A 23,938-nucleotide genomic window follows, 5' to 3' on the forward strand; every position below is an offset into this window, starting at 1 on the left:
CCGCTGTAGACCGGCTGCTTCCGCTTTTCCGTTTGAATACCGGAGCCCCGTCATGGGCATCAAATGCGGCATCGTCGGCCTGCCGAACGTCGGCAAGTCGACCCTTTTCAATGCGCTGACCAAGGCGGGCATCGCCGCGGCGAATTTCCCGTTCTGCACGATCGAGCCGAACGTCGGCATCGTGCCGGTGCCGGATCCGCGCCTCGGGCAGCTCGCCGAGATCGTGAAGCCGCAGAAGGTCATCCCGACCGCGGTCGAATTCGTCGACATCGCCGGCCTGGTCGCCGGCGCAGCGTCGGGCGAAGGCCTGGGCAACAAGTTCCTCGCGCACATCCGCGAGGTCGACGCGATCACGCACGTCGTGCGCTGCTTCGAGAACGCCGACGTCATCCACGTCAACAACAAGGTCGATCCGCTGGCCGATATCGACACCATCGATACCGAACTCGCGCTCGCCGACCTCGAGTCGGTCGACAAGGCCCTGCAGCGCGCCGAGCGCTCGGCCAAAACCGGCGATAAGGACGCGAAGGTGCGTGTCGAGGTGCTCGCGCGCATCCGCGCCGGCCTCGATCAGGGCAAGGCCGCGCGTGCGCTGGGCCTGTCGGATGAGGACAAGGCGGCCGTTCGCGACCTGTTCCTGATCACGATCAAGCCGGTGCTCTACGTCGCCAACGTCCTCGAGGACGGCTTCGAGAACAACCCGCACCTCGACGCCGTGCGCGAGCGCGCGAAGGGCGAGGGCGCCGAGGTGGTGCCGGTGTCGGCCGCTATCGAGGAGGAGCTGAGCCAGCTCGAAGACGCCGACCGCGACGCGTTCCTGACGGACCTGGGCCTCGACGAGCCGGGCCTGAACCGCGTCATCCGCGCGGCGTACAAGCTCCTCGGCCTGCAGACCTACTTCACCGCCGGCGTGAAGGAAGTCCGCGCCTGGACGGTCAAGGCCGGATCGACCGCACCGCAGGCCGCGGGCGTCATCCATACGGATTTCGAGAAGGGATTCATCCGCGCCGAGACCATCGGTTTCGACGATTTCCTCAAGTACAAGGGCGAGTCGGGCGCGCGCGACGCCGGGCGCCTGCGTCTGGAGGGCAAGGAATACCGGGTCCAGGAAGGCGACGTCCTGCACTTCCGCTTCAACGTCTGAGCGGCGGCCGCCCCACGCTCGGAGAAGTGAACAGTCCGTTGACTTGCCCCGAACGGTCGGCCAGAATTGCGGGCTCTCCGGAGGGATACCCAAGCGGCCAACGGGGGCAGACTGTAAATCTGCTGGCTTACGCCTTCGGTGGTTCGAATCCACCTCCCTCCACCAGCTCCACGAAGTACTGCAAATCACCGGCGGAAGTGTGGCCGGGACGAACAAGAGGTGGATGAGAACCACCGCTGGTTCGGCGACGACGCAAGTCGTCGTGTGCGCCGAAAGGTGCAGCCCGAAGGGCCAAGAGCGCGTAGCGCTCGCAGCCATCCACCTCCCTCCACCAGCGTTTTGTTTCAAGTCGACGGCGTTACCAACCATCGATGCAGTGCCCAAGCGGTTCGTCCGGCGCGGGAGTAGTTCAACGGTAGAACCTCAGCCTTCCAAGCTGATGGTGCGGGTTCGATTCCCGTCTCCCGCTCCATTGAACGCCGCGACAGACACCGCAAAGTTTTCGCTCACGTAGCTCAGTCGGTAGAGCACCTCCTTGGTAAGGAGGAGGTCGAAGGTTCGATTCCTTTCGTGAGCACCATGTTGTCTGCGGATATTTCCGCACAAGCCGGCCTGATGGCCGGAATCACCAAGATCGCAATCCACCGAACGCTTCTCGCGAAGCGCCCCAACGAGACGGAACCATGGCCAAGGGTAAGTTCGAGCGCACCAAGCCCCACGTGAACGTGGGCACGATCGGCCACGTCGATCATGGCAAGACCACGCTGACGGCGGCGCTGACGAAGGTGGGCGCGGAGCGGTTTGGTGGCGAGTTCAAGGGCTACGACCAGATCGACGCGGCGCCGGAAGAGAAGGCGCGCGGCATCACGATCTCGACGGCGCACGTGGAATACGAAAGCGCGAATCGTCACTACGCGCACGTCGATTGCCCGGGCCACGCCGACTACGTCAAGAACATGATCACGGGTGCGGCGCAGATGGACGGCGCGATCCTGGTGTGTTCGGCCGCGGACGGCCCGATGCCGCAGACGCGCGAGCACATCCTGCTGTCGCGTCAGGTCGGCGTGCCGTACATCGTCGTGTTCCTGAACAAGGCCGACATGGTGGACGACGCCGAGCTGCTCGAGCTGGTCGAGATGGAAGTGCGTGAGCTTCTGTCGAAGTACGAGTTCCCGGGCGATGACACCCCGATCATCCACGGCTCGGCCCGCCTGGCGCTGGAAGGCGACCAGTCGGACATCGGCGTGCCGTCGATCCTGAAGCTGGTGGACGCGCTGGACACGTTCATCCCGGAGCCCGAGCGCGCGATCGACAAGCCGTTCCTGATGCCGGTCGAAGACGTGTTCTCGATCTCCGGTCGCGGCACGGTGGTCACCGGCCGTATCGAGCGCGGCATCATCAAGGTGGGCGACGAAATCGAAATCGTCGGTATCCGCCCGACGCAGAAGACCACGGTCACCGGCGTCGAAATGTTCCGCAAGCTGCTCGACCAGGGTCAGGCGGGCGATAACGCCGGTCTGCTGCTGCGCGGCACCAAGCGTGACGACGTCGAGCGCGGCCAGGTGCTGTGCAAGCCGGGCTCGATCGCCCCGCACACCACGTTCGAAGCCGAGGTGTACGTGCTGTCGAAGGACGAGGGCGGCCGTCACACCCCGTTCTTCAAGGGCTACCGTCCGCAGTTCTACTTCCGCACGACCGACATCACCGGTGCGGTGACGCTGCCGGAAGGTGTGGAAATGGTCATGCCGGGCGACAACATCAAGATGGTGGTCGAGCTGATCAACCCGGTCGCGATGGACGAAGGCCTGCGCTTCGCGATCCGCGAAGGCGGCCGCACCGTCGGCGCCGGCGTGGTGGCGAAGATCGTTAAGTAATACCCGCGGCCGCCGCCTCCGGGCGGCGGTGCACCCCGCGACCGGCGCCTGGCGCCGGCCTACGGGACGCGAAGCCGGTTTCGACCGGCCTCGCACAACCGGGCGGGAAAGGCAGGCGGCGCAAGCCGCCGTTGCCTTTTCGGGAAACGCCTACAAGTCGATACGCCAGTAGCTCAATTGGCAGAGCAGCGGTCTCCAAAACCGCAGGTTGGGGGTTCGAGTCCCTCCTGGCGTGCCACCTCGACGGCCATCCGGATGCCCGTCGATCCGAACATCATCGAAGCCCAGGCAAGGATGCAGGGGCTTTCGCGAGGGAATCGCGGGTTGAACAGCAAGGTCGTACAAAACCGTGGTGCACAGGCTGGCGGCGTGTCCGCCGGCGACGTCGCCAAATACGTGGTCGCCGTCCTGCTGGTCGTTGCCGGCCTCTTCGGCTTCTACTGGTTCGCCGATCTCGCGACCGGCGTTCGCGCGCTCATGGTCGTGGCCGGCCTGGTGCTTGGCGGCGCGCTGTTCGCGACGTCCGCACGTGGCGGCCGCACGCGCGAGTTCCTCTCGGAGTCGCGGTTCGAGCTGCGCAAGGTGGTCTGGCCGAATCGCCAGGAAGCCATGCGCACGACGTGGGTCGTCATGCTCGCCGTACTCATCCTCAGCTTGCTGCTCGCCGGGTTCGACGTGGTGATCCAGTGGCTCGTCAAGCTTCTGCTGGGACGTTGAAATGACGGAAATCAACAAGCGCTGGTTCGTCGTGCATGCCTACTCGGGTTTCGAGAAGCCGGTTGCGCAGGCGCTGCGTGACCGCATCGCGCGCGAGAACATGCAGGACAAGTTCGGCGACGTGCTCGTGCCGACGGAAGAAGTGGTCGAGATGCGCGCCGGGCAGAAGCGCCGCTCCGAGCGCAAGTTCTTCCCCGGCTACGTGCTGGTGCAGATCGCGGTGCATGACGACAACGGCATCCCGCGCATCGACAGCGAGTGCTGGCACCTGATCAAGGAGACGTCGAAGGTGATGGGCTTCATCGGCGGTACCGCCGATCGTCCGCTGCCGATCTCCGATCGCGAGGCCGATCAGATCCTGCAGCGCGTGCAGGAAGGCGTCGAGAAGCCGCGTCCGAAGGTGCTGTTCGAGCCGGGCGAGATGGTCCGCGTCACCGAGGGCCCGTTCAACGACTTCAACGGCGTCGTCGAAGAAATCAATTACGAGAAGAGCCGCCTGCGCGTGGCGGTGCTGATTTTCGGTCGTTCCACGCCGGTCGAACTCGAGTTCGGACAGGTGGAAAAGGCCAAGTAAGCGTTACCCGAACCTTCGGTTCGGATAACTCTCGCCGTCGATCCGGCCTTGCGGCCGGATAACGCCGAGGGAGCGAAACAGGCCAAGGCCTGTTTCGAACTTCAACGAAAGGAGGAGTCGCCGGTTCGCAGCCGCTGACGTTCGAACTCCAGGAGAAAGATCGTGGCAAAGAAGGTTGTCGGTTACATCAAGCTGCAGGTGAAGGCCGGTCAGGCCAATCCCTCGCCGCCCGTCGGTCCTGCGCTGGGTCAGCGCGGTCTGAACATCATGGAGTTCTGCAAGGCGTTCAACGCCGCGACCTCCAAGCTCGAGCCGGGTCTTCCGACTCCGGTCATCATTACGGCGTACTCCGACCGTACGTTCACGTTCGTCACCAAGAGCACTCCGGCGTCCGTGCTGCTGAAGAAGGCAGCCGGCATCCAGTCGGGTTCCAAGCGTCCAAACACCGAGAAGGTGGGCAAGGTCACCCGCGCCCAGCTCGAGGACATCGCCAAGCAGAAGGAAGCCGACCTGACGGCGGCCGAGCTCGAAGCGGCGGTGCGGACGATTGCGGGCTCCGCCCGCTCGATGGGTCTCGTGGTGGAGGGCTAAGAACATGGCAATGAACAAGCGCCAGAAGGCTATCAAGGCCGCGGTCGTCCCGGGTAAGGCTTACCCGATCGAGGACGCCATCAAGATCGTCAAGTCCGCCACCAAGGCGAAGTTCGTCGAGTCCGTCGACGTCGCCGTGCGTCTTGGCGTTGATGCCAAGAAGTCGGACCAGCAGGTGCGCGGCTCGACCGTGCTGCCCGCCGGCACCGGCAAGACCGTTCGCGTCGCGGTGTTCGCGCCGGCCGGTGCGAAGGCCGACGAGGCCCTCGCCGCAGGCGCCGAAGCGGTCGGCATGGACGACCTCGCCGAGCGCATGCAGGCCGGTGAGCTCAACTACGACGTCGTCATCGCCACGCCGGACGCCATGCGCGTCGTCGGTAAGCTCGGCCAGGTGCTGGGCCCGCGCGGCCTGATGCCGAACCCGAAGGTCGGTACCGTTTCGCCGAACCCGGCTGAAGCGGTCAAGAACGCCAAGGGCGGCCAGGTCCGCTACCGCACGGACAAGGCAGGTATCATTCACTGCACGATCGGCAAGGCCGATTTCGACGGCGACAAGCTGAAGGACAACCTCCAGGCGCTGCTGCTTGACCTGATCAAGGCCAAGCCGTCGACCTCGAAGGGCCAGTACCTGCAGAAGATCGCGATCAGCACGACGATGGGTCCCGGCGTGATCGTCGACCAGACGTCGCTCGCCCTCAAGTAATCGTTTCAAGGCCGGTGGCTCACGCCATCGGCCGACTCTTTTGAAGGCGCTGCCGCTTCAGTGGCAGCGACCGTCAAAGACCGCAGGTGCGGTCAGCGCCGACCGGCGACGGGCAGGAAGCTCAACACGGCAGGGAATCGCCGTCGGTCGAAGCGGGATCGCTTAATCCACCAAGCCTGCGTAGATGGTGCCCTTCTGGAAATTCGTTTCTGGACGGCCACCACCGGGATGTCCTCGCGACATCCCCGGCGCCATGGATCCGGTGCCGCCCCGTCCTGCTGTGGCGCATGCCATCGCGGAGTTCAATTGGAGGAGTGCAATGGCTCTCAATCTGTCCCAGAAGCAGGTAGTCGTCGCGGAACTGGCGGAAATCGCCGGTAAGGCGCACTCCCTGGTCGCGGCCGAGTACGCGGGCACCACGGTCAGTCAGATGACCGAGATGCGCAAGAAGGCTCGCGAAACGGGTGTGTACCTCAGGGTCGTCAAGAACACGCTGGCATCGCGCGCCGTTGAAGGCACCGATTTCGCGTGCGTCCAGGACGCCCTGGTCGGTCCGCTGCTGTATGCGTTCTCGCTCGAGGAGCCCGGCGCTGCCGGTCGCCTGATCAAGGACGCGTCCAAGAGCAACGACAAGCTCAAGGCGAAGGTCGTCTCGGTGGAAGGCAAGCTGCTGCCGGCCGCCCACGTGGACGTCCTAGCCTCGCTGCCGACCCGCGAGCAGGCGCTCGCGATGCTCGCACGCGTCCTGGCCGAACCGGCCTCGATGTTCGCGCGTGCCGTCAAGGCCGTGGCCGATCAGCAGGGTGGCGGCGACGCCGCGCCGGCTGAAGAAGCTGCCGCCGAAACCGCCTGATCGCCGACGTAAATTCCTGAATCCGCTTTAGAAACCTATTTCCGAAAGGTAAATCACAATGTCCGTTACCAACGAGCAGATCGTCGACGCCATCGCCACCAAGTCGCTGATGGAAGTCATGGACCTCGTCAAGGCGATCGAAGAGAAGTTCGGCGTCTCCGCCGCTGCCCCGGTCATGGCCGCGGGCCCGGCTGCCGCCGCCGCTCCGGTCGAAGAGCAGACCGAGTTCAACGTCATCCTGAAGTCGGCTGGTGAGAAGAAGGTCGAAGTCATCAAGGCTGTCCGCGCCATCACGGGTCTCGGCCTGAAGGAAGCGAAGGACCTGACCGAGGCCGGTGGCGTCGTGAAGGAAGCCGTGTCGAAGGACGACGCTGCCAAGATGAAGAAGGATCTGGAAGCTGCAGGCGCGACCGTCGAGGTCAAGTAAGCAGCTCTTGCGTCGCCGGATTCCACTGGCGACCAACCGAAGGCTGGGGGCGAATGCCCCCGGCCTTTGGCCGTTGTAGAAGGACCCGGTTTTTTCGGAACGTTCCGACCCGGCCCGTTGTCCAACGCCGCGCACCACGGCGAGGCAACGAGCCCTTCCGTTCCCCGGTTCCGGTGTCAAAGAAACCCAAGAGAGTTGGTAGTTGGAAGCAGCTTCAGAAGGCGTGCAGGTGCCGGCAATACCTGCGGCTTCCAACTGACAGTTCATCCCCTTACGGGGTTGACGGATCGAGTGTCCGAACCATCACAACGCGACGGATCCCCGATCCCCGATCCCCGCTCCAAGAGAGGCGGTAGTTCCCCATGACGACGTACTCGTTCACCGAGAAAAAGCGCATCCGCAAGGATTTCGGCAAGCGCCGCGCGATCCTCGAAGTGCCGTTCCTGCTGGCCATCCAGGTCGACTCGTACCGCGAGTTCCTGCAGGAAAACACCGATCCCACCAAGCGCGACGACAAGGGCCTGCATGCCGCCCTGAAGTCCGTGTTCCCGATCGTGAGCTACAGCGGCAACGCTGCGCTCGAGTACGTCGGCTACAAGCTCGGCGAGCCGGCGTTCGACGAGCGCGAGTGCCGCCAGCGCGGCATGAGCTACGGCGCCCCGCTGCGCGTGACCGTTCGCCTGGTGATCTACGACCGCGAGTCGTCGACGAAGGCGATCAAGTACGTGAAGGAGCAGGAGGTCTACATGGGCGAGATCCCGCTCATGACCGAGAACGGCACCTTCATCGTCAACGGCACCGAGCGCGTCATCGTCTCGCAGCTGCACCGTTCGCCGGGCGTGTTCTTCGACCACGACCGTGGCAAGACGCACAGCTCGGGCAAGCTGCTGTACTCCGCGCGAATCATTCCTTACCGCGGCTCGTGGCTGGACTTCGAGTTCGACCCGAAGGACGCGGTGTTCTGCCGTATCGACCGTCGCCGCAAGCTGCCGGTGACGATCCTGCTGCGCGCGCTCGGCTACAACAATGAAGAGATGTTGAAGTCGTTCTTCGACATCAACACGTTCCACATCCTCCCCGAGGGTGTGCAGCTGGAGCTCGTGCCGGAGCGCCTGCGTGGTGAAACGCTGGACTTCGATCTCTCCGACGGCGACAAGGTCATCGTCGAGGCGGGTCGTCGCGTCACCGCGCGCCACGTGCGCCAGCTCGAGCAGGCCGGTATCTCCGCGCTCGCCGTGCCGGACAGCTACCTCGTCGGCCGCATCCTGTCGCATGACGTCGTCGACGCGAAGACGGGCGAGCTGATCGCGAACGCGAACGAAGAGCTCAACGACGGCCACCTCGAAGCCTTCCGCAAGGCGGGCATCGCGCAGGTCGGCACGCTGTGGGTCAACGACCTCGATCGCGGTCCGTACATCTCGAACACGCTGCGTATCGATCCGTCGAAGACGCAGCTCGAAGCGCTGGTCGAGATCTACCGCATGATGCGTCCCGGCGAGCCGCCGACCAAGGACGCCGCGCAGAACCTGTTCCACAATCTGTTCTTCACGTTCGAGCGCTACGACCTGTCGGGCGTCGGCCGCATGAAGTTCAACCGTCGCCTCGGCCGCAAGGACACCGAGGGCGCGTCCGTGCTGTACGACGCGAAGTACTTCCAGGATCGAAAGGACGAAGAGTCCGGCCGCCTGCGTGGCCTGTTCGGCCAGACGTCGGACATCCTCGACGTCATCCGCGTGCTCACCGAGATCCGTAACGGCCGCGGCATCGTCGATGACATCGACCACCTCGGCAATCGTCGCGTGCGTTCGGTCGGCGAAATGGCCGAGAACACGTTCCGCGTCGGCCTCGTCCGCGTCGAGCGTGCGGTCAAGGAGCGCCTGTCGATGGCGGAGTCCGAAGGCCTCACGCCGCAGGAACTCATCAACGCCAAGCCCGTTGCCGCCGCGATCAAGGAGTTCTTCGGCTCCTCGCAGCTGTCGCAGTTCATGGACCAGAACAACCCGCTGTCGGAAGTCACGCACAAGCGTCGCGTGTCGGCCCTCGGCCCGGGTGGCCTGACCCGTGAGCGCGCGGGCTTCGAAGTGCGCGACGTGCACCCGACGCATTACGGCCGCGTCTGCACCATCGAGACGCCGGAAGGCCCGAACATCGGCCTGATCAACTCGCTCGCCGTGTTCGCGCGCACCAACCAGTACGGCTTCCTCGAGACGCCGTACCGCAAGGTCGTGGACGGCAAGGTCACCGACGACGTCGAGTTCCTGTCGGCGATCGAAGAGAACGAGTACGTCATCGCCCAGGCGAACGCGCCGCAGGACGACAAGGGCATGATGACCGCCCAGTTCGTGGCCTGCCGCTACCAGGGCGAGTCACTGCTGAAGGCGCCGAGCGAAGTCCACTTCATGGACGTCTCGCCGATGCAGACCGTGTCGGTCGCGGCCGCGCTCGTGCCGTTCCTCGAGCACGATGACGCGAACCGCGCACTCATGGGCGCCAACATGCAGCGCCAGGCGGTTCCGACGCTGCGTGCGCAGAAGCCGCTCGTTGGTACGGGCATCGAGCGTGCGGTTGCGCGCGACTCGGGCGTGACCGTCAACGCGCGCCGCGGTGGCGTGATCGAAGCCATCGATGCCGCGCGAATCGTGGTCAAGGTCAGCGAAGGCGAAGTCAACGAAGGCCTCGACGCCGGCGTCGACATCTACAACCTCGTCAAGTACACGCGTTCGAACCAGAACACCTGCATCAACCAGCGCCCGCTGGTGAAGGTCGGTGATCGCATCGAGCGTGGCGACGTGCTGGCCGACGGTCCGTCGACGGACATCGGCGAGCTCGCGCTCGGCCAGAACATGCTGGTCGCGTTCATGCCGTGGAACGGCTACAACTTCGAAGACTCGATCCTGCTCAGCGAGCGCGTCGTCGAAGAAGATCGCTACACGACGATCCACATCGAAGAACTCACTGTCCAGGCGCGCGACACCAAGCTCGGGCCGGAGGAAATCACCGCCGACATCCCGAACGTGTCCGAGCAGGCGCTCGGCCGTCTCGACGAGTCGGGTGTGGTCTACATCGGTGCGGAAGTGCGTGCGGGCGACATCCTCGTCGGCAAGGTCACGCCGAAGGGCGAAAGCCAGCTGACGCCGGAGGAGAAGCTGCTCCGCGCGATCTTCGGCGAGAAGGCGTCCGACGTTAAGGACAGCTCGCTGCGCGTTCCGCCGGGCATGGACGGCGTCGTCATCGACGTGCAGGTCTTCACCCGCGACGGCATCGAGAAGGACAAGCGCGCGCGCCAGATCGAGGAAAGCGAAATCCGTCGCGTCAAGAAGGACTTCGACGACCAGTTCCGCATCCTCGAAGCGGCGATCTACGACCGCCTGCGCGGCCAGCTGCTGGGCAAGGTGGCGAACGGTGGCGGCAGCCTGAAGAAGGGCGACACCGTCACCTCGCTCGTGCTCGACAGCCTGTCCAAGAAGGACTGGTTCACGCTGCGCATGAAGGACGAAGATGCGGTCGAGGCGATCGAGCGTGCGCAGAAGCAGATCGACGAATACCAGAAGGAATTCGAGCGTCGCTTCGCCGACAAGCGCGGCAAGATCACGCAGGGCGACGACCTCGCTCCGGGCGTGCTCAAGATGGTCAAGGTCTTCCTCGCCGTTAAGCGCCGCATCCAGCCGGGCGACAAGATGGCAGGCCGCCACGGCAACAAGGGTGTCGTGTCGACGATCGTTCCGGTCGAAGACATGCCCTACAGCGCCAACGGCGAGACCGTCGACATCGTGCTGAACCCGCTGGGCGTTCCGTCGCGAATGAACATCGGCCAGATCCTCGAAGTCCACCTCGGTTGGGCGGCGAAGGGCCTCGGCAAGAAGATCGATCGCATGCTGCAGGCGCAGAACGCGGTGACCGAGCTTCGCAAGTTCCTCGGCGACATCTACAACCACGACACCGCGGTGGTGGGTGAGCGCGTCGACCTGACGCAGTTCTCCGACGAGGAGCTGCTGCGCCTCGCGAAGAACCTCGTCGACGGCGTGCCGATGGCGACCCCGGTGTTCGACGGCGCGGCCGAGTTCGAGATCAAGCGCATGCTGGAACTCGCGGAGCTTCCGTCGAGTGGTCAGACGATCCTGCATGACGGTCGTACCGGCGAAGCGTTCGAGCGCCCGGTCACGATCGGCTACATGCACATGCTGAAGCTCAACCACCTGGTCGACGACAAGATGCACGCGCGTTCGACCGGTCCGTACTCGCTCGTTACCCAGCAGCCGCTGGGCGGCAAGGCGCAGTTCGGCGGTCAGCGTTTCGGCGAAATGGAAGTCTGGGCGCTGGAAGCCTACGGCGCGGCCTACACCCTGCAGGAAATGCTGACGGTGAAGTCCGACGACGTGCAGGGCCGCAACCAGATGTACAAGAACATCGTCGATGGCGACTACGAGATGGTCGCGGGCATGCCGGAGTCCTTCAACGTCCTCGTGAAGGAAATCCGCTCGCTGGCGATCAACATGGAGCTCGAAGAGATCTGAGAACGGGACGCCGGCTTTCGCGGCGCGCGGTAACGCGCGCCGAACGGCCGGGATTCAACGACGTTCTCGATGCACTTCGCTCCCCAGGAGACTGAAATGAAAGACCTGCTCAATCTGTTCAACCAGCAGCGCACGACGATCGACTTCGACGCGATCAAGATCGGCCTGGCCTCGCCGGACCTGATCCGCTCGTGGTCCTACGGCGAGGTCAAGAAGCCGGAGACGATCAACTACCGCACGTTCAAGCCCGAACGCGACGGCCTGTTCTGCTCGGCGATCTTCGGACCGATCAAGGACTACGAGTGCCTGTGCGGCAAGTACAAGCGCATGAAGCACCGCGGCGTCGTCTGCGAGAAGTGCGGCACGGAAGTGACGCTGGCCAAGGTGCGCCGCGAGCGCATGGGCCACATCGACCTCGCGTCGCCGGTCGCGCACATCTGGTTCCTGAAGTCGCTTCCCTCGCGCATCGGCCTGATGCTCGACATGACCCTGCGTGACATCGAACGCATCCTGTACTTCGAAGCCTTCGTGGTGACGGAGCCGGGCCTGACGCCGATGGAACGTGGCCAGCTGCTCAATGAAGAGCAGTTCCTGCAGGCGCGCCAGGAGCACGGCGACGATTTCGAAGCCGCGATGGGCGCCGAAGCCGTCTACGAGCTGCTGCGCACGATCGACCTGCAGACCGAGATGGTGCAGCTGCGCGAGGACATCGCGTCGACGGGTTCGGAGACCAAGCTCAAGCGCCTCACCAAGCGCATCAAGCTGATCGAAGCGTTCATCGAATCCGGCAACCGCCCGGAGTGGATGGTCATGACCGTCCTTCCGGTGCTGCCGCCGGATCTGCGTCCGCTTGTCCCGCTGGACGGTGGCCGCTTCGCGACGTCGGACCTCAACGATCTGTACCGCCGCGTCATCAACCGCAACAACCGCCTGCGTCGCCTGCTCGAACTCAATGCGCCCGACATCATCGTGCGCAACGAGAAGCGCATGCTGCAGGAGTCAGTCGATGCGCTGATGGACAACGGCCGTCGTGGCCGTGCCATCACCGGTACGAACAAGCGCCCGCTCAAGTCGCTCGCCGACATGATCAAGGGCAAGCAGGGTCGCTTCCGCCAGAACCTGCTCGGCAAGCGCGTCGACTACTCCGGCCGTTCGGTCATCGTGGTCGGCCCGACGCTGCGCCTGCACGAGTGCGGCCTGCCGAAGAAGATGGCGCTCGAGCTGTTCAAGCCCTTCATCTTCGCCAAGCTGCAGCGCCGTGGCCTCGCCACGACGATCAAGGCTGCGAAGAAGCTCGTCGAGCGCGAAGAAGCACAGGTGTGGGACATCCTCGAAGAGGTGATCCGCGAGCATCCGGTGCTGCTCAACCGCGCACCGACGCTGCACCGCCTCGGCATCCAGGCGTTCGAGCCGGTGCTCATCGAAGGCAAGGCGATCCAGCTGCATCCGCTCGTGTGTACGGCATTCAACGCCGACTTCGACGGTGACCAGATGGCCGTCCACGTGCCGCTCTCGCTGGAAGCCCAGCTGGAAGCGCGCGCGCTGATGATGTCGTCGAACAACATCCTGTCGCCGGCGAACGGTGAGCCGATCATCGTGCCGTCGCAGGACGTCGTGCTCGGCCTGTACTACATGAGCCGTGCGCTGGTGAACAAGAAGGGCGAGGGCATGGCCTTCGCGAACGTCGCCGAGGTCAAGCGCGCGTACGACAACCGCGTCGTCGAGCTGCACGCCAAGGTCAAGGTCCGCATCACGCAGACCGTGATCGCAGAAGACGGCACGCGTTCGAAGCAGACGTCGATCGTCGACACCACGGTCGGCCGCGCGCTGCTGCAGGAGATTCTGCCGGAAGGCCTGCCGTTCGAACTCGCCAACACCGAGCTGACCAAGAAGAACATCTCGCGCCTGATCAACAGCTGCTACCGCCAGCTGGGCCTCAAGGACACGGTGATCTTCGCCGACCAGCTGATGTACACCGGCTTCGCGTACGCAACGCGCGCCGGCGTGTCGATCGGCATCGACGACATGACCATCCCGGACGAGAAGAAGGCGATCCTCGCCGAGGCCGAAGCCGAGGTGCTGGAAATCCAGGAGCAGTACCAGTCGGGCCTGGTCACCGCCGGTGAGCGCTACAACAAGGTCGTCGACATCTGGTCGCGCACGAACGAGCGCGTGGCCAAGGCGATGATGGACGCGATCGGCACCGAGATGGTCGAAGGGACCGACGGCAAGCAGGTCGCCCAGAAGTCGATGAACTCGATCTACATCATGGCCGACTCGGGTGCGCGTGGTTCGCAGGCGCAGATCCGTCAGCTCGCCGGTATGCGCGGCCTGATGGCCAAGCCGGACGGCTCGATCATCGAGACGCCGATCACCGCGAACTTCCGCGAAGGCCTGAACGTTCTCCAGTACTTCATCTCGACCCACGGCGCCCGTAAGGGCCTCGCGGATACCGCGCTGAAGACGGCGAACTCCGGTTACCTGACGCGTCGACTCGTCGACGTCGCGCAGGACGTGGTGATCACCGAAACCGACTGCGGCACGCTCGAGGGTCTGATGATGACCCCGATCGTCGAAGGCGGTGACGTGGTCGAGCCGCTGAAGGAGCGCGTGCTGGGTCGCGTGGTTGCCGAGGACGTGTTCCTGCCGGGCAACGACGACGATCCGATCGTCACCCGCAACACGCTGCTCGACGAAGCCTGGGTCGCCAAGCTCGAAGAAGCCAGCGTGCAGTCGATCAAGGTGCGTTCGACCATTACGTGCGAAACGCCGTTCGGCGTCTGCGCGTTCTGCTACGGCCGTGACCTCGGTCGCGGTCACCTCGTCAATCACGGCGAGGCGGTCGGTGTCGTCGCGGCGCAGTCGATCGGCGAGCCCGGCACGCAGCTCACCATGCGTACGTTCCACATCGGTGGTGCGGCATCGCGCGCGGCGGCGATCGACAACATCACGGTCAAGACGACGGGTTCGGTCAAGTTCAACAACCTCAAGCACGTCGATCACGCGAACGGTCATCTGGTCGCGGTCTCGCGCTCGGGCGAACTGTCGATCCTCGATGCGCACGGTCGTGAGCGCGAGCGTTACAAGCTGCCCTACGGTGCGACGATCACGGTGCGCGACGGCGCGGACGTCAAGGCCGGCCAGCAGGTCGCCAACTGGGATCCGCATAACCACCCGATCGTGTCGGAAGTGAAGGGCTTCATGCGCTTCATCGACTTCATCGACGGCGTCACCGTCATCCAGAAGACCGACGAACTGACCGGCCTCGCCTCGAGCGAAATCACCGATCCGAAGCGTCGTGGTACGCAGGCGAAGGATCTGCGTCCGCTGGTGCGCATCGTCGACGCGAACGGCAAGGACCTGCAGATTCCGGGTACCGATCTGCCGGCGCAGTACATGCTGCCGCCGCGCTCGATCGTCAACCTGCAGGACGGCGCGCCCGTCGGCGTGGGCGACGTGGTCGCCAAGATCCCGCAGGAAGCGTCGAAGACCCGCGACATCACCGGTGGTCTGCCGCGCGTTGCCGACCTGTTCGAAGCACGCAAGCCGAAGGATCCGGCGATCCTCGCCGAGATCTCCGGCATCGTCAGCTTCGGCAAGGACACCAAGGGCAAGCAGCGCCTGATCATCAAGCCGATCGATGGTGAAGAGCACGAAGAGCTGATCCCGAAGTACCGCCAGATCATCGTGTTCGAAGGCGAACACGTGGAGAAGGGCGAGACGGTCGTGGACGGCGAGCCGAACCCGCAGGACATCCTGCGTCTGCTCGGCGTCGAGCCGCTGGCGGTCTACCTGACCAAGGAAATCCAGGACGTCTACCGCCTGCAGGGCGTCAAGATCAACGACAAGCACATCGAGGTAATCGTTCGCCAGATGCTGCGCAAGGTCGAGATCGCGGACGCTGGCGACAGCAGGTTCCTGGCGGGCGAGCAGGTCGAGCGTCAGCGCGTGATCGAGGAGAACCAGCGCCTCGGCAAGCGCAACGAGATCCTGACGAAGTACGAGCCCGTGCTGCTCGGCATCACCAAGGCCTCGCTGGCGACCGAGTCGTTCATCTCGGCGGCCTCGTTCCAGGAGACCACCCGCGTGCTCACCGAGGCGGCCGTCCGCGGTACCCGCGACACGCTGCGCGGCCTCAAGGAGAACGTGATCGTCGGTCGCCTGATCCCGGCCGGTACCGGTCTGGCGTACCACAGCCAGCGCCGCAAGAACGCCTCGGGCCTGACCGATCAGGAACTCGAGACGCTCTCCGCACCGGCGACGGTCGAGGAAGCTCCGGCCGCTGCCGAAGCGGCCGAGGGCGGCGAGGAAGAGTGATGCACCGGGCCCGCTTGCCTTCGGGCAGGCGGGCCCTGCTATACTTCCCCGGCTAAGCATTACCCGGGCGGCCTTCGGGCAAGCCCCAGATCACCAAATGAGGTCACAGGACGTGCCTCGTATTGGACCCAAGGCAGGGTGGGATCTCGCGATGCGCGCGCCTTATGGCGGTCGCGCGTCGCACAAGTCGAGCCCGCGACCGGTTTAGCCGGACGCGGGCTAGGCTTTTTCGTCTTGGCTGGTCCCTCGGGGCTGGCCTTCCGTTTTCCACGGGCCCCGCGCCCAAACGAAGAGCTCCAGATGGCGACCATCAATCAGTTGGTGCGCAAGCCGCGCAACCCTGAAACCTACAAGAGCACGTCCCCGGCCCTGCAGAACTGCCCGCAGCGTCGTGGCGTGTGCACCCGCGTGTACACCACGACCCCGAAGAAGCCGAACTCGGCCCTCCGTAAGGTCGCCAAGGTGCGCCTCACCAACGGCTACGAGGTCATCTCGTACATCGGCGGCGAAGGCCACAACCTGCAGGAGCACTCGGTGGTGCTGATCCGCGGCGGTCGCGTCAAGGATCTCCCGGGCGTTCGCTACCACACGGTTCGCGGTTCGCTCGACGCCGCCGGCGTCGCCAAGCGTCGCCAGAGCCGCTCCAAGTACGGCGCGAAGCGTCCGAAGTCCTGATTCCGGACGGCGCACCGCGCCGCCGACTGATACGAGAGGTACACGCCAATGTCGCGTAAAGGTTCTACCCCGCAGCGCTCGGTTCTGCCCGATCCCAAGCACGGCAGCGAGACGATCGCCCGTTTCATCAACATGGTCATGCAGAGCGGCAAGAAGTCCGTCGCCGAGAAGATCGTGTACGGCGCGATGGACGTCATCGGCCAGAAGAGCCCCAACGCTCTCGAGCTCGTCGAAAAGGCTCTGACCAACGTCGCTCCGGCGGTCGAGGTCAAGTCCCGCCGCGTCGGCGGTGCCACGTACCAGGTGCCGGTTGAAGTGCGCACCTCGCGTCGTAGTGCGCTCGCCATGCGTTGGCTGATCGACTCCGCCCGCAAGCGCGGCGAGAACTCGATGCCGCGCAAGCTGGCGGCCGAGCTGCTCGACGCCAGTGAAAACCGCGGCGGCGCGATCAAGAAGCGCGAAGAAACGCACCGTATGGCCGAGGCCAACAAGGCCTTCGCGCACTACCGCTGGTGATCTAGCGCTTCGAGCGCTACAGGGCGACGTTCGCGTCGCCCTTCCACCGGAGGCCGCCTTCAGGGCGGCGTCCGGCCATTTGAGAATCCGAAAACTTACGAGAGGGTCCCGTGGCTCGCACCACTCCCATCGAGCGTTACCGCAACTTCGGCATCATGGCGCACATCGACGCCGGTAAGACCACGACGTCCGAGCGCATCCTTTTCTACACCGGCGTCAGCCACAAGATCGGCGAAGTGCACGAAGGTGCCGCGACGATGGACTGGATGGAGCAGGAGCAGGAGCGCGGCATCACCATTACGTCGGCCGCTACGACCGCGTTCTGGAAGGGCATGGACAAGTCCCTGCCTGAGCACCGCTTCAACATCATCGATACGCCCGGCCACGTCGACTTCACCATCGAAGTCGAGCGTTCGCTCCGCGTGCTCGACGGTGCGGTGTTCGTGCTGTGTGCCGTCGGCGGCGTGCAGCCGCAGTCGGAGACGGTGTGGCGCCAGGCCAACAAGTACTCCGTGCCGCGCATGGCGTTCGTCAACAAGATGGACCGCACCGGCGCGAACTTCGACAAGGTCGTCGAACAGCTGAAAGCGCGCCTTGGCGCGTACGCCGTTCCGATGCAGGTGCCGATCGGTGCCGAAGACGGCTTCGAAGGCGTCGTCGACCTGCTCAAGATGAAGGCGATCCATTGGGACGTCGCGTCGCAGGGCACGAAGTTCGAGTACCGCGAGATCCCGGCGGAGCTCCAGGCCAAGGCCGACGAAGCGCGCAGCTTCATGATCGAAGCCGCGGCGGAAGCGTCCGAAGAGCTGATGGACAAGTACCTCGGCGGCGATGAGCTGACGGAGGCCGAGATCGTGTCCGGCCTGCGCGAGCGCACGCTGCGCGTCGAGATCGTGCCCGTGTTCTGCGGCAGCGCGTTCAAGAACAAGGGCGTGCAGGCCATGCTCGACGGCGTCATCAACCTGCTGCCGTCGCCGGCCGATCGTCCGCCGGTGCAGGGCATCGACGACGACGAGAAGGAAGACAGCCGCAAGGCGTCCGACACCGAGCCGTTCTCGGCGCTCGCGTTCAAGATCATGACGGACCCGTTCGTGGGTTCGCTCACGTTCTTCCGCGTGTACTCGGGCGTTCTGAATTCGGGTGACCAGGTCTATAACCCGGTCAAGTCGAAGAAGGAGCGCGTGGGCCGCATCCTGCAGATGCACGCCAACAACCGCGACGAAATCAAGGAAGTCCGTGCAGGCGACATCGCCGCCGCGGTCGGCCTGAAGGACGTCACGACCGGCGACACGCTGTGTGCGCAGGACGCGATCATCACGCTTGAGCGCATGACCTTCCCGGAGCCCGTCATCTCGATGGCGGTCGAACCGAAGACCAAGTGCGGACCAGGAAAAGATGGGTATCGCCCTAGGCCGTCTGGCGCAGGAAGATCCGTCGTTCCGCGTGCGTACCGACGAAGAATCGGGCCAGACCATCATCGCCGGCATGGGCGAGCTGCACCTGGACATCCTCGTCGACCGCATGAAGCGCGAGTTCAACGTCGAAGCCAACGTCGGCAAGCCGCAGGTCGCGTACCGCGAGACCATCCGCAAGTCGGTCAAGGTCGAAGGCAAGTACGCGCGCCAGACCGGTGGTAAGGGTCAGTTCGGCCACGTGTGGATCGAGCTGTCGCCGAACGAGCAGGGCAAGGGCTACGAGTTCGAGAACGCGATCGTCGGCGGTGTGATTCCGAAGGAATACATCCCGGCCGTCGACAAGGGCATCAAGGAAGCCGTCGCCAATGGCGTGCTTGCCGGCTACCCGATCGTCGACGTCAAGGTCAAGCTCGTCGACGGCTCGTACCACGAGGTCGACTCGTCCGAAATGGCGTTCAAGATCGCCGGCTCCATGGCGTTCAAGGACGGCTTCCACAAGGCGAGCCCGGCACTGCTCGAGCCGATGATGAAGGTCGAGATCGTCAGCCCCGAGGATTACCTCGGTGACGTGATGGGCGACGTCAGCCGTCGTCGCGGCATCCTGCAGGGTCAGGACGACAGCCCGTCGGGCAAGATCATCAACGCGATGATCCCGCTGGGCGAGATGTTCGGCTACGCGACCACGCTGCGTTCGATGTCGCAGGGCCGCGCGACCTTCACGATGGAATTCGATCACTACGCCGAAGCGCCGACCAACATCGCCGAAGCCGTGATCAAGAAGAACTGACGAAAACCAATCGCCCCGGGCGCGAGCCCGGGGCAACTGATCAACTGAAAAACTGAGGTATTTGCAATGGCCAAGGGTAAGTTCGAGCGTACCAAGCCCCACGTGAACGTGGGCACGATCGGCCACGTCGATCATGGCAAGACCACGCTGACGGCGGCGCTGACGAAGGTGGGCGCGGAGCGGTTTGGTGGCGAGTTCAAGGGCTACGACCAGATCGACGCGGCGCCGGAAGAGAAGGCGCGCGGCATCACGATCTCGACGGCGCACGTGGAGTACGAAAGCGCGAATCGTCACTACGCGCACGTCGACTGCCCGGGTCACGCCGACTACGTCAAGAACATGATCACGGGTGCGGCGCAGATGGACGGCGCGATCCTGGTGTGTTCGGCCGCGGACGGCCCGATGCCGCAGACGCGCGAGCACATCCTGCTGAGCCGTCAGGTCGGCGTGCCGTACATCGTCGTGTTCCTGAACAAGGCCGACATGGTGGACGACGCCGAGCTGCTCGAGCTGGTCGAGATGGAAGTGCGTGAGCTCCTCTCGAAGTACGAGTTCCCGGGCGATGACACCCCGATCATCCACGGCTCGGCCCGCCTGGCGCTGGAAGGCGACCAGTCGGACATCGGCGTGCCGTCGATCCTGAAGCTGGTGGACGCGCTGGACACGTTCATCCCGGAGCCCGAGCGCGCGATCGACAAGCCGTTCCTGATGCCGGTCGAAGACGTGTTCTCGATCTCCGGTCGCGGCACGGTGGTCACCGGCCGTATCGAGCGCGGCATCATCAAGGTGGGCGACGAAATCGAAATCGTCGGTATCCGCCCGACGCAGAAGACCACGGTCACCGGCGTCGAGATGTTCCGCAAGCTGCTCGACCAGGGTCAGGCGGGCGATAACGCCGGTCTGCTGCTGCGCGGCACCAAGCGTGACGACGTCGAGCGCGGCCAGGTGCTGTGCAAGCCGGGTTCGATCGCCCCGCACACCACGTTCGAAGCCGAGGTGTACGTGCTGTCGAAGGACGAGGGCGGCCGTCACACCCCGTTCTTCAAGGGCTACCGTCCGCAGTTCTACTTCCGCACGACCGACATCACCGGTGCGGTGACGCTGCCGGAAGGCGTGGAAATGGTCATGCCGGGCGACAACATCAAGATGGTGGTCGAGCTGATCAACCCGGTCGCGATGGACGAAGGCCTGCGCTTCGCGATCCGCGAAGGCGGCCGCACCGTCGGCGCCGGCGTGGTGGCGAAGATCGTTAAGTAAGTACGGGTTATCCGAGCGTTTGTTCGGATAACTGCCGCCGTTGATCCGGCCTCTCGGCCGGATAACGCCGGCGAATAAGAAGGGGCGCTTCGGCGCCCCTTTTTATGAGGGGACCGCAAGGTCGGAGTGGTTGGAACAGGGCGACTCCCGTGTTTTCCGGCTGCGATTGCTCGAATCGCTTCGGATGCGCGCACAAGGCGACGCTCGGCACTGCCGCTCGTCGCCCCGAAATGCATTTTTTCGGACGCCGCCTCTTTACGCGGTCTTCGCATACAGGCTAGAATCACGGTCCCTTCGAGTCACCTTGAAGGGACCGACAGCGAAATGAGGGGCAGGACGCCACTCGTATTCGTCCGACAGGGAAGCGTCGTGTGTCGCTCCGGCCGCAGCTAGCGCTGCTTGCCGACGGGCTTCACGCGTCCTATACTTTCTTGTCTGGCGAGCCGGGAAACCGGCTCGCTTTGTTTTTCGCGTGTCAAAAGCCGAAAGGCACGAGATACGTGGTCATCGTGGGGTCCGGCGCATGAAGCCGCCGTGCCCGTCGCTCTTTACTGAAGGAAATCCCGTCATGGCGGACCAGAAGATCCGAATCCGGCTGAAAGCGTACGATCATCGACTGATCGATCGCTCGGCCAGCGAGATCGTCGAGACGGCCAAGCGGACCGGCGCGCAAGTGCGCGGCCCGATCCCGCTGCCGACCAAGCTCGAGCGCTACACCATTCTTACTTCCCCGCATGCCGACAAGGATGCGCGTGACCAGTACGAAACCCGCACGCACAAGCGCGTGCTCGACATCGTCGACCCCAACGACAAGACCGTGGACGCGCTGATGAAGCTCGAACTCGCGGCCGGCGTTGACGTCCAGATCAAGCTGACCTGAGGCCTCCTACCATGACCGCGAAGAAGTATTCGTTGGGCATTGTCGGTCGCAAGGCCGGCATGAGCCGCGTCTTCCTCGAAGACGGCAAGTCGGTTCCGGTGACGCTGATCGAAGCGACCCCGAACCGCATCACCCAGATCAAGACCACGGACACCGACGGCTACAGCGCCGTGCAGGTCACCGTCGGCGTGCGTCGCGCGTCGCTGCTCACCAAGCCGGAAGCCGGTCACCTCGCGAAGGCGAAGGTCGAAGGCGGTCGCGGCCTGTGGGAGCTGCGCGTCGAGAACGACCAGATCGATGGCTTCGAGATCGGCGGCGAAATCAAGGCCGACATCTTCCAGCCGGGCCAGATGGTCGACGTCCAGGGCGTCAGCAAGGGCAAGGGCTTCCAGGGCACGATCAAGCGCTGGAACTTCACCATGGGTGACGCCACCCACGGTAACTCGCTCTCGCATCGTTCGCCGGGCTCGATCGGCCAGCGCCAGACGCCGGGCCGCGTGTTCCCGGGCAAGAAGATGTCCGGCCACATGGGCGCCGAGACGAAGACGATCCAGGGCCTCGAGGTCGTCCGCGTGGACGCCGAGCGCGGTCTGATCGCCGTCAAGGGTGCGATCCCGGGCGCGCCGGGTGGCGACGTCATCGTCCGCCCGACGACCAAGGGCTAAGGAGAACACGATGGAACTCGCCATCAACAACAGCGACAAGAAGCTGTCGGTCTCCGACGCGATCTTCGGTCGTGATTTCAGCGAAGACCTGGTCCACCAGGTCGTCGTCGCCTACCGCAACGCAGGTCGCTCGGGCACCAAGGCCCAGAAGACGCGTTCGGAAGTCAACGGCACCACCAAGAAGTCGAAGAAGCAGAAGGGCGGCGGTGCGCGTCATGGCGCGCTGACGGCTCCGATCTTCGTCGGCGGCGGCGTGACGTTCGCAGCGAAGCCGCGCAGCTTCGCGCAGAAGGTCAACCGCAAGATGTATCGCGCCGCGATGGCGTCGATCCTCTCCGAGCTCAATCGTCAGGGCCGCATCTCGGTCGTCGACGCTTTCGAAATGGAAGCGCCGCGCACGAAGGACTTGATCACCAAGCTCAAGGATCTCGGCACCGGCCGCCGTCCGCTCCTCGTGACCGAGGATGCGACGGAGAACCTGTACCTGTCGGCGCGCAACCTGCCGTACGTCGAAGTCCGCGATGTCCAGGGTCTCGACCCGGTGACGCTCGTCGGCGTCGACTCGGTGGTGTTCACCGCTGATGCGGTCAAGAAGATCGAGGAGTGGCTGGCATGAACGACGCCAAGCTCTACAGCATCATCCGCGCCCCGCGCATCTCGGAAAAGACGGCTCGTCTGCAGGAAGTCTCGAACCAGTACGTGTTCGAGGTCGCCACCGACGCCAACAAGCTCGAGATCAAGGAAGCCGTCGAGAAGATTTTCGGCGTCAACGTCCGCGCGGTGAACGTGGTCAACGTGAAGGGCAAGGGCAAGGCCTTCAAGTTCCGCATGGGCCACCGCGCTGACTGGCGCAAGGCCTACGTGACGCTGGCCGAAGGCCAGTCGATCGACGTGATGGCCACGGCCTGAGGATAGACAGATGGCATTGATGACCTTCAAGCCCACCTCGCCCGGCCGCCGTAGTGCGGTCCGCGTGGTGACTCCCGGCCTCCACAAGGGCGACCCGTACCAGGGTCTCGTGGAGAAGCAGGGCAAGAGTGGTGGCCGTAACCACCACGGCCGCATCACCACCCGCCACATCGGCGGTGGCCACAAGCAGCATTACCGCATCATCGACTTCAAGCGCGACAAGGTCGGTATCCCCGCCCGCGTCGAACGCATCGAGTACGACCCGAACCGCACCGCGCACATCGCGCTGCTGTGCTACGTCGACGGTGAGCGCCGCTACATCATCGCGCCGAAGGGCCTGGCGACCGGCGATCAGGTGATCGCGGGCCGTGATGCTCCGATCCGCGTCGGCAACACGCTTCCGCTCACCAACATCCCGGTCGGCTCCACGGTGCATTGCATCGAGATGAAGCCGGGCAAGGGTGCGCAGCTGGCCCGCGCCGCTGGCGCCGGCGTCCAGCTGGTCGCTCGCGAGCAGGGTTACGCCACGCTCCGCCTGCGTTCGGGCGAGATGCGCAAGGTTCCGGCGGACTGCTGCGCGACCATCGGCGAAGTCGGCAACGACGAGCACAACCTCGAGAAGTTGGGCAAGGCCGGTGCGAAGCGCTGGCGCGGTGTTCGCCCGACCGTTCGCGGCGCCGCCATGAACCCGGTCGACCATCCGCACGGCGGTGGTGAGGCCAAGGCGGGCCAGGGTAATCCGCATCCGGTCACCCCGTGGGGCGTCCCGACCAAGGGTTACAAGACCCGCAAGAACAAGCGGACGCAGCAGTTCATCGTTCGCGATCGCAGGAGCTAATCGGCCATGCCACGTTCACTGAAGAAGGGCCCGTTCGTCGACCACCACCTGATCAAGAAGGTGGAGACCGCGGGCAACAACAAGAAGCCGATCAAGACCTGGTCGCGTCGTTCGACCGTGTTGCCGGAAATGATCGGCTTCACGATCGCCGTCCATAACGGGAAGAACCACATCCCGGTTCTCGTCAACGAGAACATGGTCGGACACAAGCTCGGCGAGTTCGCCATGACCCGGACGTTCAAGGGTCACGTGGCCGACAAGAAGTCGAAGTAAGGAGATGAC

General features: G+C 64.5%; 19 protein-coding genes, 4 tRNA genes and 1 pseudogene. All 24 read left to right on the forward strand.

The annotated features are described in order from the left end of the window. Nucleotides 1-52 precede the first annotated feature (52 nt). The 24 genes and pseudogenes from ychF to rpsS all read left to right on the forward strand — a co-directional run bounded on the left by ychF (nt 53) and on the right by rpsS (nt 23,929). Nucleotides 53-1,144 (forward strand): redox-regulated ATPase YchF, encoded by a 1,092-nt coding sequence (gene ychF / locus ACVWWW_RS04645; RefSeq protein ID WP_027082404.1) that lies wholly within the window; start codon nt 53-55, stop codon nt 1,142-1,144. 79 nt (nt 1,145-1,223) lie between these two features. Next, nucleotides 1,224-1,309 (forward strand) — tRNA-Tyr (locus ACVWWW_RS04650). A gap of 233 nt (nt 1,310-1,542) precedes the next feature. Next, a tRNA-Gly gene (locus ACVWWW_RS04655) sits at nt 1,543-1,616 on the forward strand. A gap of 32 nt (nt 1,617-1,648) precedes the next feature. Then, nucleotides 1,649-1,724: transfer RNA gene (locus ACVWWW_RS04660), tRNA-Thr, on the forward strand. Nucleotides 1,725-1,827: 103 nt separating this feature from the next. Further along, the gene (gene tuf / locus ACVWWW_RS04665) at nt 1,828-3,018 is read left to right on the forward strand and encodes an elongation factor Tu (protein WP_456952168.1); all 1,191 of its coding nucleotides are present in this window, start codon (nt 1,828-1,830) and stop codon (nt 3,016-3,018) included. 162 nt (nt 3,019-3,180) lie between these two features. Then, nucleotides 3,181-3,256 (forward strand) — tRNA-Trp (locus ACVWWW_RS04670). An 86-nt stretch (nt 3,257-3,342) separates the two neighbouring features. Beyond that, nucleotides 3,343-3,735, forward strand: coding sequence for a preprotein translocase subunit SecE (secE, locus tag ACVWWW_RS04675; RefSeq protein ID WP_027082338.1), 393 nt, complete (start codon nt 3,343-3,345; stop codon nt 3,733-3,735). 1 nt (nt 3,736) lies between these two features. Continuing rightward, nucleotides 3,737-4,309: a transcription termination/antitermination protein NusG gene (nusG, locus tag ACVWWW_RS04680; protein WP_036141679.1), complete on the forward strand. Its 573-nt coding sequence runs from the start codon at nt 3,737-3,739 to the stop codon at nt 4,307-4,309. 162 nt (nt 4,310-4,471) lie between these two features. Then, on the forward strand, nt 4,472-4,900 hold the full coding sequence (gene rplK, locus ACVWWW_RS04685; RefSeq protein ID WP_027082340.1) for a 50S ribosomal protein L11: 429 nt from the start codon (nt 4,472-4,474) through the stop codon (nt 4,898-4,900). Between the two features lie 4 nt (nt 4,901-4,904). Beyond that, nucleotides 4,905-5,603 carry a 50S ribosomal protein L1 gene (gene rplA / locus ACVWWW_RS04690; protein WP_027082341.1) on the forward strand — a complete coding sequence of 233 codons (699 nt, stop codon included), beginning with the start codon at nt 4,905-4,907 and terminating at the stop codon, nt 5,601-5,603. A gap of 319 nt (nt 5,604-5,922) precedes the next feature. Continuing rightward, nucleotides 5,923-6,456: a 50S ribosomal protein L10 gene (gene rplJ / locus ACVWWW_RS04695; protein WP_027082342.1), complete on the forward strand. Its 534-nt coding sequence runs from the start codon at nt 5,923-5,925 to the stop codon at nt 6,454-6,456. 58 nt (nt 6,457-6,514) lie between these two features. Continuing rightward, complete coding sequence (gene rplL, locus ACVWWW_RS04700; RefSeq protein WP_027082343.1) at nt 6,515-6,883, forward strand: 50S ribosomal protein L7/L12; 369 nt, start codon at nt 6,515-6,517, stop codon at nt 6,881-6,883. Between the two features lie 362 nt (nt 6,884-7,245). Further along, nucleotides 7,246-11,397: a DNA-directed RNA polymerase subunit beta gene (rpoB, locus tag ACVWWW_RS04705; protein WP_027082344.1), complete on the forward strand. Its 4,152-nt coding sequence runs from the start codon at nt 7,246-7,248 to the stop codon at nt 11,395-11,397. A 96-nt stretch (nt 11,398-11,493) separates the two neighbouring features. Continuing rightward, nucleotides 11,494-15,714 (forward strand): DNA-directed RNA polymerase subunit beta', encoded by a 4,221-nt coding sequence (gene rpoC / locus ACVWWW_RS04710; protein ID WP_027082345.1) that lies wholly within the window; start codon nt 11,494-11,496, stop codon nt 15,712-15,714. Between the two features lie 300 nt (nt 15,715-16,014). Beyond that, the gene (gene rpsL, locus ACVWWW_RS04715) at nt 16,015-16,389 is read left to right on the forward strand and encodes a 30S ribosomal protein S12 (protein ID WP_027082346.1); all 375 of its coding nucleotides are present in this window, start codon (nt 16,015-16,017) and stop codon (nt 16,387-16,389) included. A 48-nt stretch (nt 16,390-16,437) separates the two neighbouring features. Next, entirely contained in the window at nt 16,438-16,905 is a 468-nt protein-coding gene (rpsG, locus tag ACVWWW_RS04720) for a 30S ribosomal protein S7 (RefSeq protein WP_027082347.1), read from the forward strand. Between the two features lie 110 nt (nt 16,906-17,015). Further along, a pseudogene (fusA, locus tag ACVWWW_RS04725) lies at nt 17,016-19,107 on the forward strand (elongation factor G). A 66-nt stretch (nt 19,108-19,173) separates the two neighbouring features. Continuing rightward, nucleotides 19,174-20,364, forward strand: coding sequence for an elongation factor Tu (tuf, locus tag ACVWWW_RS04730; RefSeq protein ID WP_456952168.1), 1,191 nt, complete (start codon nt 19,174-19,176; stop codon nt 20,362-20,364). A 568-nt stretch (nt 20,365-20,932) separates the two neighbouring features. Next, entirely contained in the window at nt 20,933-21,244 is a 312-nt protein-coding gene (gene rpsJ, locus ACVWWW_RS04735) for a 30S ribosomal protein S10 (RefSeq protein WP_027082406.1), read from the forward strand. An 11-nt stretch (nt 21,245-21,255) separates the two neighbouring features. Further along, entirely contained in the window at nt 21,256-21,909 is a 654-nt protein-coding gene (rplC, locus tag ACVWWW_RS04740; protein ID WP_027082407.1) for a 50S ribosomal protein L3, read from the forward strand. Between the two features lie 10 nt (nt 21,910-21,919). Next, nucleotides 21,920-22,525 (forward strand): 50S ribosomal protein L4, encoded by a 606-nt coding sequence (rplD, locus tag ACVWWW_RS04745; protein ID WP_027082408.1) that lies wholly within the window; start codon nt 21,920-21,922, stop codon nt 22,523-22,525. After that, the gene (gene rplW / locus ACVWWW_RS04750) at nt 22,522-22,818 is read left to right on the forward strand and encodes a 50S ribosomal protein L23 (RefSeq protein ID WP_027082409.1); all 297 of its coding nucleotides are present in this window, start codon (nt 22,522-22,524) and stop codon (nt 22,816-22,818) included. Before rplD ends, rplW begins: the two co-directional genes overlap by 4 nt. Before the next feature lie 10 nt (nt 22,819-22,828). Continuing rightward, the gene (rplB, locus tag ACVWWW_RS04755) at nt 22,829-23,656 is read left to right on the forward strand and encodes a 50S ribosomal protein L2 (protein WP_027082410.1); all 828 of its coding nucleotides are present in this window, start codon (nt 22,829-22,831) and stop codon (nt 23,654-23,656) included. Between the two features lie 6 nt (nt 23,657-23,662). Then, a complete protein-coding gene (gene rpsS / locus ACVWWW_RS04760) occupies nt 23,663-23,929 on the forward strand; it encodes a 30S ribosomal protein S19 (protein ID WP_027082411.1) in 267 nt (88 codons plus the stop codon). Nucleotides 23,930-23,938: the final 9 nt, after the last annotated feature.

It is taken from the genome of Lysobacter sp. HA18, assembly GCF_054057595.1.

What these genes read in the sequence shown, in the direction of transcription:
- ychF (WP_027082404.1), top strand. Translation starts at nt 53, where the DNA reads ATGGGCATCAAATGCGGCATCGTCGGCCTGCCGAACGTCGGCAAGTCG.
- tuf (WP_456952168.1), top strand. Translation starts at nt 1,828, where the DNA reads ATGGCCAAGGGTAAGTTCGAGCGCACCAAGCCCCACGTGAACGTGGGC.
- nusG (WP_036141679.1), top strand. Translation starts at nt 3,737, where the DNA reads ATGACGGAAATCAACAAGCGCTGGTTCGTCGTGCATGCCTACTCGGGT.
- rplA (WP_027082341.1), top strand. Translation starts at nt 4,905, where the DNA reads ATGGCAATGAACAAGCGCCAGAAGGCTATCAAGGCCGCGGTCGTCCCG.
- rplJ (WP_027082342.1), top strand. Translation starts at nt 5,923, where the DNA reads ATGGCTCTCAATCTGTCCCAGAAGCAGGTAGTCGTCGCGGAACTGGCG.
- rplL (WP_027082343.1), top strand. Translation starts at nt 6,515, where the DNA reads ATGTCCGTTACCAACGAGCAGATCGTCGACGCCATCGCCACCAAGTCG.
- rpoB (WP_027082344.1), top strand. Translation starts at nt 7,246, where the DNA reads ATGACGACGTACTCGTTCACCGAGAAAAAGCGCATCCGCAAGGATTTC.
- rpoC (WP_027082345.1), top strand. Translation starts at nt 11,494, where the DNA reads ATGAAAGACCTGCTCAATCTGTTCAACCAGCAGCGCACGACGATCGAC.
- rpsL (WP_027082346.1), top strand. Translation starts at nt 16,015, where the DNA reads ATGGCGACCATCAATCAGTTGGTGCGCAAGCCGCGCAACCCTGAAACC.
- rpsG (WP_027082347.1), top strand. Translation starts at nt 16,438, where the DNA reads ATGTCGCGTAAAGGTTCTACCCCGCAGCGCTCGGTTCTGCCCGATCCC.
- tuf (WP_456952168.1), top strand. Translation starts at nt 19,174, where the DNA reads ATGGCCAAGGGTAAGTTCGAGCGTACCAAGCCCCACGTGAACGTGGGC.
- rpsJ (WP_027082406.1), top strand. Translation starts at nt 20,933, where the DNA reads ATGGCGGACCAGAAGATCCGAATCCGGCTGAAAGCGTACGATCATCGA.
- rplC (WP_027082407.1), top strand. Translation starts at nt 21,256, where the DNA reads ATGACCGCGAAGAAGTATTCGTTGGGCATTGTCGGTCGCAAGGCCGGC.
- rplD (WP_027082408.1), top strand. Translation starts at nt 21,920, where the DNA reads ATGGAACTCGCCATCAACAACAGCGACAAGAAGCTGTCGGTCTCCGAC.
- rplW (WP_027082409.1), top strand. Translation starts at nt 22,522, where the DNA reads ATGAACGACGCCAAGCTCTACAGCATCATCCGCGCCCCGCGCATCTCG.
- rplB (WP_027082410.1), top strand. Translation starts at nt 22,829, where the DNA reads ATGGCATTGATGACCTTCAAGCCCACCTCGCCCGGCCGCCGTAGTGCG.
- rpsS (WP_027082411.1), top strand. Translation starts at nt 23,663, where the DNA reads ATGCCACGTTCACTGAAGAAGGGCCCGTTCGTCGACCACCACCTGATC.